This window comes from Pseudomonas sp. EA_35y_Pfl2_R5 (assembly GCF_963970805.1).
Lineage (GTDB): Bacteria > Pseudomonadota > Gammaproteobacteria > Pseudomonadales > Pseudomonadaceae > Aquipseudomonas.
In genome coordinates this window covers 55,526-67,798 of sequence record NZ_CAXAOW010000004.1, presented here as the reverse complement: position 1 = coordinate 67,798, position 12,273 = coordinate 55,526, and the positions used below count along the sequence as shown (strand labels likewise).

Here is a 12,273-nt window from a genome sequence, read left to right as displayed (position 1 = left end):
CTAGGCAGCCACGCTGCGTGCTGCGGCCATCAGCGCCTCGATCTCGGCAACGGTTTTCGGCACGCCGTTGGTGAGAATCTCGCAGCCGCTCTTAGTCACCACCACATCGTCTTCGATGCGCACGCCAATGCCGCGCCACTTCTTGGCCACGTCCTGATTGTCCACGGCGATATAGATGCCCGGCTCAACGGTCATGGCCATGCCGACTTCCAGCTCGCGCCATTCACCGCCGACCTTATACTCACCGACGTCGTGCACATCCATGCCCAGCCAGTGGCCGGCACGGTGCATATAGAAGGGCTTGTAGGCTTCAGTGGCGATCAGCTCGGCAACATCGCCACTGAGCAGACCGAGTTCAACCAGTCCGGCGGTGATCACTTGCACCGTGGCTTCGTGGGCCTGATTCCAGTGCTTGCCGGGGCCGATCTCCTTAAACGCAGCTTCCTGCGAGGCCAGTACCAGCTCGTAGATGGCCTTCTGCTCGGGGGAGAATTTACCGCTGACCGGGAAGGTGCGGGTGATGTCGCTGGCGTAGCAGTCGATTTCACAACCGGCGTCAATTAGCACCAGGTCGCCATCTTTCAGCGGCGCGTCGTTCTCGCGGTAATGCAGAATGCAGGCGTTCTTGCCGGCAGCCACGATGGAGCCATAGGCCGGCATCTTCGCCCCGCCCTTGCGGAACTCGTAATCCAGCTCGGCTTCCAGGTGGTATTCGAACAACCCGGCGCGGCTGGCCTGCATGGCGCGTACGTGGGCGCGGCAGGAGATATCCGCCGCTTCCTTCATGACTTTGACTTCAGCCGCTGACTTGTACAGGCGCAGGTCATGCAGCAGGTGTTCGAGGGTGACGAATTCGTTGGGCGGCGTCGCGCCCTGCCGCGCCTTGGAACGGATCACGTTGATCCACTCCATCAGCTGGCGGTCGAACTCATGGTTGGTGCCCATGGAGGAATAGACCCGATCACGGCCCTCGATCAGCCCCGGCAGAATGTCGTCAATATCGCCAATAGGGAAGGCGTCGTCGGCGCCGTACTGGCTGATCGCGCCGTCCTGGCCGGCACGCAGCCCGTCCCAGAGCTCGCGCAGCGGATCACGCTCACGGCAGAACAACACATACTCGCCGTGCTCGCGCCCCGGAATCAGCACCACTACTGCCTCTGGCTCGGGAAAACCGGACAGGTACTGAAAGTCACTGTCCTGACGGTAAATGTGCTCGACATCGCGATTACGGATATACACCGGCGCCGCCGGCAGAATCGCGATGCTGTTGGGTTCCATCTGCGCCATCAGCGCCTTGCGCCGACGGGCGTATTCCGACTTGGGGATGCTGATCATAGGCCGATTGGGTCCACTTCAAAGTGCATAAAACAGCTACAGAATCAATGCAGCGACGGCTTCACCGCTGCTGCCACAGGCTTGGCGCACTCGCTAAACAGCAGCAGCGGCGCCACGCGCAGATACTCCATCACCTCCATGTAATCACTCTCACCGTCCTCGGACTCATCCAAGGCGTTCTGCACCTGGGAAATCGCCGAGAGGTCCTGCAACACTTCCATGGCTTCGGCGCTCAGGGCGCTGTCACGGGCAGTCAGACCGAAACCGCCGAGGAAGCCCTGGCACCATTGTCCCAGAGCCACGGCACGCTCGCTAAGCGGCGCATCGTCGCTGGGCACCAGCAGTACCACGGTGACGTCGTTGCTAGTCAGTTCGCCCTTGACCATTTCCTGCAGGCCGATCAGCGCCTGACGCACGTTGTCTTCCGGCGCAGCGCCAAGCAGCTCGGCGGCATCCACCAGCCAGGAGTCGATTTCAAAGCCCGCGCCGGCGCAGCTACGGCCAAGCAGCAGGCCATGCAACTCGGCGGGGGAAACAGTGTGGCCGCTGCTGGCAAGCAAGGCGGCAAAAGCGGAATACGGCGAATTTGAAGTTGGCATAGATAACTAGGCGCAAAGCTGCGCGATCACTAGAATGGAGGCCTTGTATCCTAGCACCGGCAGGCGTGCCAAGACTATGCAGGCGGCTCGGCGGAGCCCGCCAAACCGCCACTAAATTGCCGCGCCGTATTCCACGGGTGAAATGCATCAACCTCTGGCATGGCAATCTGCCCCACACTGACAAACCAGCGCCGCGCTCCGCCCAGTACTGTCGAAGACGCCGCAAAGACGCTATTTTTCACCTGCCAGCCCACTCACCTAGTACGAGTAGAGAACCATGGAAGACGTCGACCTGCAGGCTCTTACGACCAAGCTGGACTTGCTGATCCAGCGTGTCGAACAGCTCAAGGCGCAAAACCGACAGCTTCTGACGAGCGAAAAGGCCTGGCGCGAAGAACGTGCCCATCTAATCGAAAAGAACGAAATGGCCCGGCATAAGGTCGAATCCATGATTTCGCGCCTCAAAGCCCTGGAGCAGGATTAATGACCCAGTCGAACACCTTGACCGTCCAGATTCTGGACAAAGAATATTGCATCGCCTGTCCGAGCGATGAACGCAGCAATCTGGAAAGCGCCGCGCGCTACCTGGATGGCAAAATGCGGGAGATCCGCTCAAGCGGCAAAGTAATCGGTGCCGACCGCGTCGCGGTAATGGCTGCACTCAACATTACCCACGACCTATTACACAAACAGCAACACCTTGATCAACAGGCCGGCGCCAACCGCGATCAGGTGCGTAGCCTGCTTAACCGGGTCGACAGCGCTCTGGCTCGAGACGCCGATGAGCAAGGCAGCTGATTGCGTGCCGACGCTTTCGGGTATACTGGCCCCCGCTCCCTGGAGTGTGCGCCAGTTGGTGATGTCCCTGAGCCGATACGCACAAACCCGGGGGTTGCATGTTGAGGCCGGTGTGCATGTCCGCCCGACGGAAAGCCTTAACGCCTCCTGCAACCTCCACCTTGAACTTTCGGGTTCAAGGGCTAAGCCGACAGCGGCACGTCGGGGAGTCACTTTTTCCAGCCGATCGCCCCTCTGCGGTGATCGCCATCGCAATAGCCCATGCTCGATACCTCTGCACTAAATCGCGCGCAACTGCGCCGCCACCTGCGCGTACAGCGTCGCGCACTCAGCAGCCATGCCCAGCGACAAGCCGCCCAAGGCCTGTATAAACAGCTGGCGCAGCACCCACTGTTTCGTCGCGCACGGCAGATTGCCTTGTACCTGCCCAATGATGGCGAGATCGACCCACGCCCGCTGTTACGTGCTGCGCAGCTGCGGGGCAAGATGACCTATTTGCCAGTACTCAGCCCCTGGCCGAGCAGCAAAATGGTGTTTCAACGCGTTCGCGCTGGCGAGCCGCTGCGAAAGAATCGCTTCGGCATTTACGAACCACAGCGCAACCGCAAGCGGCAACGCAAGGTCTGGGCACTGGATTTGGTATTGCTGCCGCTGGTCGGCTTCGACCGCCACGGCGGTCGCCTGGGGATGGGCGGTGGCTTTTATGATCGCAGCCTGGCGTATCGCGCAGTGCGCAAAAATTGGCACAAACCGACATTACTGGGCTTGGCGCATGAGTGTCAGCAGGTGGATCGCCTGGCCATGGCCAGCTGGGACGTGCCCATGCAAGGCACCGTGACGGATAAGGCTTGGTATTAAGTCAGACCGTTTAAACTGCTGTACCGCGCTCCCTGCGGTACGTACCAGGTTCAACCCGCCGCTTGCGACTGAGTGACCGGCGTATCAACCTGGCGATCCCACAAACTCTGGGTATAACCGGTAGTAACCACGCCCAGGCTGAACAGTATTACCAAGATCAACAACACATCGGGTTTACGTTTCATCGAATGCCTCCCCCTTAAAGGCATAGTGCACGCTGTATTCGCGGCGATTATTTTTATAGGTCCGACAGCGGCTGCCATCTACACGCACCAGCTGTAAAAAGCTGGGCACAACAAGGTGATCAGCACCTGCCCGCTAACGGACTGAACCACAGGAGCAAAGTTCATGCCTTATTGGCTGATGAAGTCAGAACCCGACGAACTCTCGATCCACGACCTACAGCGCCTGGAGCACGCACGCTGGGATGGAGTACGCAATTACCAGGCGCGCAACTTCGTACGCAGCATGCAGCCGGGAGATCTGTTCTTCTTCTATCACTCCAGTTGCCCGCTGCCGGGCATTGCCGGGATCGGCCGCATCGCTTCGGCGCATTATCCCGACCCCACGGCGCTGGAGCCGGACAGCCACTACTTCGATGCGAAGGCCAGCGCCGCCAAGAATCCCTGGAGCGCGGTCGATGTGGCATTTGTCGAAGCGTTCAAGCGGGTTATACCGCTGGCGCAGCTGAAAGCGCAGAGTGCACTGCTGGAGTTGCCACTGGCGCAGAAGGGTAGTCGCCTCTCGGTAATGCCCGTCAGTGCCGAGGAGTGGTCAGCCGTGCTGGCGCTGCGCTGAAATAGCGCAGCGCTCGCTAAGTGGGCTTATTGAATGATCAGATTGTTAAACAGCAGGTCTTCCACCAGGGGCTTGCCTTCTTCCTGAGTGAGCACTTCCTGCACCTGCTTAAGCGCTTCGGCACGTAGGGTTTCACGAGCGCCCGGGGCCGACATGGCCTCTTCAGTCTGCTGAGAGAACAACATGACCAGTTGATTGCGGATCAGCGGATCGTGATGTTTGACCTTGGCTTCGACATCCGCACCCGTTACCCGCAGGGAAATATCGGCCTTGAAGAACTTGAGCTTCGGCCCCTCACCAAAATTTCCCACCAGTGCGGGGAACAGCGAGACATAGGCCACGGCGGGCACGGCGGCCTCCTTGTCCTCTTTATCTTCCGAGGCGTGCGCCGCCAAGGGCAGGGACAGAGCCAAAAACAATGCGATCCAGGCTTTCACGGGCGGTATTCCTCGATAATTTGTTTCCTAGCATAGCCACAGTCAGGCGGCGGCCCAAGCCCCAAGCTTATGCATAGCTATCAGGCACAGGCATGCTCGTTGACCGGACATCGCCCGCACCTACACTGCATGGCCATCACCCGCAGAGGAAAAGCCCGATGAAAGCCGTGCTATGCAAAGCCTTCGGCCCCGCCGAAACCCTGGTACTGGAAGAAATCGCCAGCCCCGAAGCGAAGAAGAACGAAGTGCTGCTCCAGGTTCATGCGGCCGGGGTCAATTTCCCAGACACCCTGATCATCGAGGGCAAATACCAGTTCAAGCCGCCCTTCCCTTTCTCCCCGGGTGGCGAAGCGGCCGGCGTGGTCTCGGCTGTCGGTGAGAAAGTCAGCCACCTTAAAGTCGGCGACCGGGTCATGGCCCTGACCGGTTGGGGCAGTTTTGCCGAAGAAGTGGCCGTGCCCGGCTATAACGTTATGCCGATCCCGGCGAGCATGGACTTTGCCAGCGCTGCCGCCTTCGGCATGACCTACGGCACCTCGATGCACGCCCTCAAGCAGCGCGCCAACCTGCAACCAGGCGAGACCCTGCTGGTACTCGGGGCCTCTGGAGGCGTTGGCCTGGCGGCGGTGGAAATCGGCAAAGCCATGGGTGCCAAGGTGATTGCTGCAGCAAGCAGCGCAGAAAAGCTCGAAGTGGCCAAGGCCGCCGGCGCCGATGAGCTGATCAACTACAACGAAAGCAACCTGAAGGACGAAGTGAAACGCCTGACCGGCGGCCAGGGCGCGGACGTGATCTATGACCCGGTAGGGGGCGATCTGTTCGATGCCGCCATCCGCTCCATCGCCTGGAACGGCCGCCTGCTGGTGGTGGGCTTCGCCAGCGGGCGCATCCCCGAGCTACCGGTAAACTTGACCCTGCTCAAGGGCGCGGCCGTGGTCGGCGTTTTCTGGGGCTCCTTCGCCCAGCGCCAGCCGCAGGACAACGCCGCCAACTTCCAGCAACTGTTCGCCTGGCACGCAGAGGGCAAACTCAAGCCGCTGGTTTCGCAGACCTTCCCACTGGAACAAGCGGCGGAGGCGATCAATACCCTCGGCCAGCGCAAGGCCGTGGGCAAGGTCGTGGTGCAGGTGCGTTAAATGTAGGGTGGATGACGCTTTACTCATCCACCACTCACGCCCAGATTGGTGGATCGATGAAACGCGATCCACCCTACGAAGCCGCTCCAGAGCGGCTTCTTTCATTCACCCCGCGGTGCGTAGGCAAATACATCCGCACGCATCTGGTGGGCATCCATACCGGCCTCCACCAGTGCATCCAGAGTGGCGTAGACCATCGCTGGCGAGCCGCTGGCGTAGAGGTGCAGCGCCTTGAGATTGGGAAAATCTTCACGCACCGCTTCGTGCAGCAGACCGCAGCGGCCCTGCCAACCGCAGGGGTCGCTGACCACCTGATGCAGAAACAGATTGGGCACCTGCTGCCACTGCGCCCAGTGCTCGAGTTGATAGAAGTCTTCTGGGCGGCGCGCGCCCCAGTACAGATGCACCGGATGGACGAAGCCGGCAGCGCGGCAATGCTCGATCAGGCTGTGCATCTGCGCCATGCCAGTGCCGGCGGCGATCAGCACCAGCGGCCCGTCCGGCAACTCGGCCAGATGGGTATCGCCAAACGGCAGCTTCACCCGCACCAGGCCGCTGCGGCGCAGCTGGGCGATCAACGCAATTGTGACCTCATCGCGAGCCAGCACATGCAACTCCAGCTCACGGCCGCGATGCGGTGCCGAGGCCAGGGAGAAGGCTGCGTAATCATCGCCGTCGCGCTGCAGCAACAAATATTGCCCGGCATGGTAACGCGGCGCCTTACCGGCCGGCGTATTCAGCCGCAGGCGAAACACATCGCCACCCAGCTCATCACACGCAGCAACCTGGCAGGCCAGCTCACGCACCGGTAACTCACCGGGGGCGAGCACGCCATCCCAATGCAGCACACAGTCTTGCAGCGGCTCGGCCAGGCAGGTGAACAGCTCCCCCTGGCTCAACTCGACCCCACCCTGCTGCACGCGGCCTTCAACCAGCAGCGCCGCGCAGATATGGCAATTGCCATTGCGGCAGCTCTGCGGGCAGTCGTAACCCAGACGCCGCGCGGCATCGAGGATGCGCTCGCGAGGTTGCACCTCAAGCACGGCCCCCGAAGGGTTCAGGGTGACTTTCATCAATCAATTCCCAGCTCAGACCACAGCGCATCGACGCGCTGTTTGATTGCGTCATCCTGAACAATAGCTCGCCCCCACTCGCGATTGGTTTCCCCAGGCCATTTATGGGTGGCGTCCAGGCCCATCTTCGAGCCAAGGCCAGAGATCGGCGAGGCGAAGTCGAGGTAGTCGATCGGTGTGTTATCGATCATCACCGTGTCGCGCTTGGGGTCCATGCGCGTGGTAATCGCCCAGATCACGTCGTTCCAGTCCCGCGCGTTGATATCGTCGTCGGTGACGATAACGAACTTGGTGTACATGAACTGTCGCAAAAACGACCAGACACCGAGCATCACGCGCTTGGCGTGGCCGGGGTACTGCTTCTTGATGGTCACCACCGCCATGCGATACGAGCAACCTTCCGGCGGCAAATAGAAGTCGATGATCTCGGGAAACTGCTTCTGCAGGATCGGCACAAATACTTCATTGAGCGCCACGCCAAGAATCGCCGGCTCATCCGGCGGACGGCCGGTGTAGGTGCTGTGATAGATCGGCTTTTGCCGACGGGTAATGCGCTCGACGGTAAACACCGGGAAGGTATCGACCTCGTTGTAATAGCCGGTGTGATCGCCGTACGGCCCTTCCGGCGCGGTCTCGCCGGGATGAATCACCCCTTCGAGGACGATTTCAGCACTGGCCGGCACCTGCAGATCGCTGCCTCGGGCCTTGATCAGCTCGGTGCGATGACCGCGCAAAAGACCGGCAAACGCATATTCGGACAGGGTATCGGGCACCGGGGTGACCGCGCCGAGAATGGTTGCCGGATCGGCGCCTAGCGCCACGCACACCGGGTAGGGGCGATCCGGGTACTTCTGGCACCACTCGCGGAAATCCAGAGCGCCGCCGCGGTGACTGAGCCAGCGCATGATCACTTTGTTCCGGCCGATCACCTGCTGGCGATAAATGCCGAGGTTCTGTCGTTCTTTATTCGGACCTTTGGTAATGGTCAGGCCCCAGGTAATCAGCGGGCCGACATCGCCGGGCCAGCAGGTTTGCACCGGCAGCTTGCCGAGATCGACGTCATCGCCCTCTTCGACCACTTCCTGGCACGGTGCATCCTTCAGCACCTTGGGCGCCATGCTCAGCACCTTCTTGTAGATCGGCAGCTTGCTCCAGGCGTCCTTGAGGCCTTTCGGCGGCTCGGGCTCTTTGAGAAAAGCTAGCAGCTTGCCGATCTCGCGCAGCTCGCTGACTTCTTCCGCACCCATGCCCAGCGCCACGCGCTTGGGTGTGCCGAATAGATTGCCGAGCACCGGCACATCAAAACCCGTGGGATTTTCGAACAGCAACGCCGGCCCGCCTTTACGCAGGGTGCGGTCGCAGATTTCGGTCATTTCCAGCACAGGGGAAACCGGCGTTTGGATGCGCTTGAGTTCGCCGCGTGTCTCCAGACCGCGGATAAAGTCGCGCAGGTCACGATACTGCATGCAGATGCCTCGTTTCGGGCCGAGCAATAGGGGCGCAAAGTTTAGCGCCGAACTGGGTCTTTCAGAAGGGAAAGCCAATACCCAGGAACACAAAAGCCGGGCTTACCCGGCTTTTGTTGGAAGGCGAAGGACGCCTTACTTACGCTTCATCGATTGAAAGAACTCTTCGTTCGTCTTGGTCGCTTTCAGCTTGTCGGTGAGGAACTCGATGGCGGCAATCTCATCCATCGGGTGCAGCAGCTTACGCAGAATCCACATGCGCTGCAGTTCGTCATCGGCAGTCAGCAATTCTTCACGACGGGTACCGGCGCGATTGATGTTGATCGCGGGGAACACACGCTTCTCGGCGATGCGGCGGTCCAACGGCAGCTCCATGTTGCCGGTGCCTTTGAACTCTTCGTAGATCACTTCATCCATCTTCGAGCCGGTTTCCACCAGCGCGGTGGCGATAATGGTCAGCGAACCGCCTTCCTCGATGTTACGCGCAGCGCCGAAGAAGCGTTTCGGCTTCTCTAGGGCGTGGGCGTCGACACCACCGGTGAGGACCTTGCCGGAGCTTGGGATCACGGTGTTGTAGGCACGTGCCAGACGGGTGATGGAGTCGAGCAGGATAACCACATCCTTCTTGTGCTCGACCAGGCGCTTGGCCTTCTCGATGACCATTTCGGCAACCTGCACGTGGCGGGTTGGCGGCTCGTCGAAGGTCGAGGCAACCACTTCGCCGCGCACGGTGCGCTGCATCTCGGTCACTTCTTCCGGGCGCTCGTCGATCAGCAGCACGATCAGGTGGCACTCGGGGTTGTTACGCGCGATGTTCGCCGCGATGTTCTGCAGCATGATGGTCTTACCGGCTTTCGGCGGTGCGACGATCAGGCCGCGCTGGCCTTTGCCGATCGGGGCGCAGAGGTCGATCACCCGGCCGGTGATGTCCTCGGTGGAGCCGTTACCGGCCTCCATGACCAGACGCTTGGTGGGGAACAGCGGCGTCAGGTTTTCAAACAGAATTTTGTTCTTGGCGTTTTCCGGGCGGTCGTAGTTGATCGTGTCAACTTTGAGCAGCGCGAAGTAACGCTCGCCTTCTTTCGGCGGGCGAATCTTGCCGACGATGGTATCGCCAGTACGCAAGTTGAAGCGGCGAATCTGGCTCGGCGAGACGTAGATGTCATCGGGGCCAGCGAGGTACGAGGCATCCGCAGAGCGGAGAAAGCCGAAACCGTCCTGGAGAATCTCCAGCACGCCATCACCGGAGATTTCCTCACCGCTTTTAGCGTGTTTTTTCAACAGGGAGAAAATCACATCCTGCTTGCGCGAACGAGCCATGTTATCCAGGCCCTGTTGTTCAGCGAGTTCCAGCAGTTCGGTGATCGGCTTTTGCTTGAGTTCGGTCAGATTCATAGGAATGACGTAATTCATGAAGGAGGGGAAATAAGCTATTCAGCTTGGGAGGCCGCGCCGCTAAAAGGCGATTGGATCGCCAGCGTGTATCGAAGGTATTCGCGTAGGAATGCGTCGGCGACGGCTTGCAGGGGGCTGCATAGGAAATGCAGCGAGGCCGAATGTAACACCGGTTTTATTGATACGTCCAGCGCCTAGATAGAAAAAAGCCCCGCAATGTGCGGGGCTTCTAGGGCTTGTTGCCGTCTCAGCGCAACTTAGATATTGCTGTCGAGGAAGGCTGCCAATTGCGACTTGGACAGTGCGCCAACCTTGGTGGCCTCAACATTGCCGTTCTTGAACAGCATCAGCGTCGGAATGCCACGCACGCCGAACTTTGGCGGGGTATCCTGGTTTTCATCGATGTTCAGCTTGCAGACTTTCAGTTTGCCCTGATAGGTCTGAGCGATCTCATCGAGCACCGGCGCGATCATTTTGCACGGGCCGCACCACTCAGCCCAGTAGTCGACCAGCACCGGCCCTTCGGCCTGCAGGACGTCTTGGTCGAAGCTGGCATCGCTGACATTGGTGATGAATTCGCTCATGGAAAGTCTCCGTGTTCGGAAGCAAAAGATGGGCGACATCATAGCCCGGCTTTTCCCACACAGGAAGGCGGCGGCAATTGAGCTTCTCTATGGCCTGACCACAAGCCAGCCACACGACTGCCTGCGTCACAATTTATTCAGACGGCCGGCAAGCCCTGGCCAGCCGCTGCAAGAGCCATAGCGCAGCGGGCTTGGCCTGTACCTGCGACATCAGTATGCGTTGGCGGGGCCAGGCTATCGTGGCACGATGGCGCAGTTACGCATTGAGATGGTTTCTGCCATGCCGCATACCCCTGCCGAGTCTTTTCCTTTGATTGCAGCTATCGACCTGGGCTCCAACAGCTTCCATATGGTGCTGGCCAAAGCCGATCACGGCGAGATCCGCATCCTCGAACGCCTCGGCGACAAGGTCCAGCTGGCCGCTGGCATCGACGAGCAACGCCTGCTCAGCGAAGAAGCCATGCAGCGTGGGCTCGACTGCCTGCGCCGCTTTGCCCAGCTGACCGCCAGCCTGCCGGAAGGCGCAGTACGCGTGGTGGGCACCAATGCCCTGCGTGAGGCACGTAACCGTGGCGAATTTATCCGCCGCGCCGAGGAAATTCTCGGCCACCCGGTTGAAGTCATCTCCGGACGTGAAGAAGCGCGACTGATCTACCTCGGCGTGTCGCACAGCATCGCCGACACGCCAGGCCGCCGCCTGGTCGCCGACATTGGCGGCGGCAGCACCGAATTCATCATCGGCCAACGCTTCGAGCCGCTGCTGCGTGAAAGCCTGCAGATGGGCTGTGTAAGCTACACCCAGCGTTTCTTTAAGGACGGCAAGATCACCCCGGCGCGTTACGCCCAGGCCTATACAGCCGCACGACTGGAGATAATGGGCATCGAGCACGCCCTGCGGCGCTTGGGCTGGGAAGATGCTGTTGGCGCCTCCGGCACGATCAAAGCCATCGGTCTGACCATTCAGGCAGCCGGCCTCGGCTCAGGCGAGGTCAACCCACAGGGCCTGGCCTGGTTGAAACGCAAAGTATTCAAGATCGGCGAGGCGGAAAAACTTGACCTCGACGGCATCAAACCCGATCGCCGGGGCATTTTCCCGGCGGGCCTGGCAATTCTCGAAGCAATCTTCGACGCCTGCGACATCCAGCGCATGAGCCATTCCGAAGGCGCACTACGCGAAGGCGTGCTCTATGACCTGCTCGGTCGCCATCAGCATGAGGACGTGCGTGAACGCACCCTGAGCTCATTGATGGAGCGCTATCACGTCGATCTGGACCAGGCCGCGCGAGTCGAAAGCAAGGCGCTCTCGGCGCTGGAGAAGGTCGCTCAGGATTGGCAGCTGGAAGATGACTGGCACCGAGAACTGCTCAGCTGGGCGGCCAAGGTGCATGAAGTTGGCCTGGACATCGCCCACTACCAGTACCACAAGCACGGCGCTTACCTGGTCGAGCACTCGGACCTGTCCGGCTTCTCGCGCCAGGATCAACAAATGCTCGCGCTCTTGGTACGCGGTCATCGGCGCAATATCCCCAAGGACAAGTTCGCCGACTTCGGCGCCGAGGGCGTCAAGCTGATCCGCCTGTGCGTGCTGCTGCGCTTCGCCATCCTGTTTCACCACATCCGTGGCACCCAGGAAATGCCCAACGTGCAGCTCAAGGCCGCAGAACAGCGCCTGGAGATACAGTTCCCGGAAGGCTGGCTGGAAAACAACCCGCTGACCCAGGCAGACTTCACCCAGGAAGCGGAGTGGCTCAAACGTATCGGTATCGAACTGAGCGTGAGCTGACGCCCACGCCC

14 protein-coding genes and 1 other RNA gene are annotated in these 12,273 nt (G+C 60.4%); 7 read left to right on the top strand and 8 right to left on the bottom strand.

Going from position 1 to position 12,273, the window contains the following annotated elements; genetic code table 11:
• Together pepP and AACX99_RS10345 are read right to left on the bottom strand one after the other, a co-directional pair.
• Entirely contained in the window at nucleotides 1-1,335 is a 1,335-nt protein-coding gene (gene pepP / locus AACX99_RS10350; protein ID WP_339411587.1) for a Xaa-Pro aminopeptidase, read from the bottom strand.
• A 44-nt stretch (nucleotides 1,336-1,379) separates the two neighbouring features.
• Nucleotides 1,380-1,934 (bottom strand): YecA/YgfB family protein, encoded by a 555-nt coding sequence (locus AACX99_RS10345; protein ID WP_339411585.1) that lies wholly within the window; start codon nucleotides 1,932-1,934, stop codon nucleotides 1,380-1,382.
• A 277-nt stretch (nucleotides 1,935-2,211) separates the two neighbouring features.
• On the opposite strand from AACX99_RS10345, the gene AACX99_RS10340 reads away from it, so the two are divergent.
• The 4 genes from AACX99_RS10340 (at nucleotide 2,212) to AACX99_RS10325 (ending at nucleotide 3,590) form a co-directional block, all read left to right on the top strand.
• On the top strand, nucleotides 2,212-2,418 hold the full coding sequence (locus AACX99_RS10340; protein ID WP_090254694.1) for a TIGR02449 family protein: 207 nt from the start codon (nucleotides 2,212-2,214) through the stop codon (nucleotides 2,416-2,418).
• The gene (locus AACX99_RS10335; RefSeq protein WP_090254691.1) at nucleotides 2,418-2,732 is read left to right on the top strand and encodes a cell division protein ZapA; all 315 of its coding nucleotides are present in this window, start codon (nucleotides 2,418-2,420) and stop codon (nucleotides 2,730-2,732) included. Before AACX99_RS10340 ends, AACX99_RS10335 begins: the two co-directional genes overlap by 1 nt.
• A gap of 33 nt (nucleotides 2,733-2,765) precedes the next feature.
• Nucleotides 2,766-2,944: non-coding RNA, 6S RNA (gene ssrS, locus AACX99_RS10330), on the top strand.
• Nucleotides 2,945-2,993: 49 nt separating this feature from the next.
• Nucleotides 2,994-3,590 (top strand): 5-formyltetrahydrofolate cyclo-ligase, encoded by a 597-nt coding sequence (locus AACX99_RS10325; protein ID WP_339411583.1) that lies wholly within the window; start codon nucleotides 2,994-2,996, stop codon nucleotides 3,588-3,590.
• A gap of 50 nt (nucleotides 3,591-3,640) precedes the next feature.
• On the opposite strand, the gene AACX99_RS10320 is transcribed toward AACX99_RS10325, so the two are convergent.
• Nucleotides 3,641-3,775, bottom strand: coding sequence for a hypothetical protein (locus AACX99_RS10320; protein ID WP_339411581.1), 135 nt, complete (start codon nucleotides 3,773-3,775; stop codon nucleotides 3,641-3,643).
• 163 nt (nucleotides 3,776-3,938) lie between these two features.
• Between AACX99_RS10320 and AACX99_RS10315 the strand changes: the two genes are divergently transcribed.
• Nucleotides 3,939-4,388 carry an EVE domain-containing protein gene (locus AACX99_RS10315; protein WP_339411580.1) on the top strand — a complete coding sequence of 150 codons (450 nt, stop codon included), beginning with the start codon at nucleotides 3,939-3,941 and terminating at the stop codon, nucleotides 4,386-4,388.
• A gap of 26 nt (nucleotides 4,389-4,414) precedes the next feature.
• Here the strand turns inward: AACX99_RS10315 and AACX99_RS10310 are convergent, their stop codons facing one another.
• Entirely contained in the window at nucleotides 4,415-4,825 is a 411-nt protein-coding gene (locus AACX99_RS10310; RefSeq protein ID WP_339411579.1) for a flagellar basal body-associated protein FliL, read from the bottom strand.
• Nucleotides 4,826-4,983: 158 nt separating this feature from the next.
• Here AACX99_RS10310 and AACX99_RS10305 point away from each other — a divergent pair, with 158 nt between their 5' ends.
• Complete coding sequence (locus AACX99_RS10305) at nucleotides 4,984-5,961, top strand: NADPH:quinone oxidoreductase family protein (protein ID WP_339411578.1); 978 nt, start codon at nucleotides 4,984-4,986, stop codon at nucleotides 5,959-5,961.
• A gap of 101 nt (nucleotides 5,962-6,062) precedes the next feature.
• Here the strand turns inward: AACX99_RS10305 and AACX99_RS10300 are convergent, their stop codons facing one another.
• The 4 genes from AACX99_RS10300 to trxA form a co-directional block, all read right to left on the bottom strand.
• Nucleotides 6,063-7,034, bottom strand: a complete 972-nt coding sequence (locus AACX99_RS10300) for a CDP-6-deoxy-delta-3,4-glucoseen reductase (RefSeq protein ID WP_339411577.1) — start codon at nucleotides 7,032-7,034, stop codon at nucleotides 6,063-6,065.
• The gene (gene ubiD / locus AACX99_RS10295; protein ID WP_339411576.1) at nucleotides 7,034-8,500 is read right to left on the bottom strand and encodes a 4-hydroxy-3-polyprenylbenzoate decarboxylase; all 1,467 of its coding nucleotides are present in this window, start codon (nucleotides 8,498-8,500) and stop codon (nucleotides 7,034-7,036) included. Before ubiD ends, AACX99_RS10300 begins: the two co-directional genes overlap by 1 nt.
• Before the next feature lie 135 nt (nucleotides 8,501-8,635).
• Entirely contained in the window at nucleotides 8,636-9,895 is a 1,260-nt protein-coding gene (rho, locus tag AACX99_RS10290) for a transcription termination factor Rho (protein ID WP_339411574.1), read from the bottom strand.
• A 257-nt stretch (nucleotides 9,896-10,152) separates the two neighbouring features.
• Nucleotides 10,153-10,479, bottom strand: coding sequence for a thioredoxin TrxA (gene trxA, locus AACX99_RS10285; protein ID WP_090241426.1), 327 nt, complete (start codon nucleotides 10,477-10,479; stop codon nucleotides 10,153-10,155).
• A gap of 280 nt (nucleotides 10,480-10,759) precedes the next feature.
• Between trxA and ppx the strand changes: the two genes are divergently transcribed.
• On the top strand, nucleotides 10,760-12,262 hold the full coding sequence (ppx, locus tag AACX99_RS10280) for an exopolyphosphatase (RefSeq protein ID WP_339411573.1): 1,503 nt from the start codon (nucleotides 10,760-10,762) through the stop codon (nucleotides 12,260-12,262).
• Nucleotides 12,263-12,273: the final 11 nt, after the last annotated feature.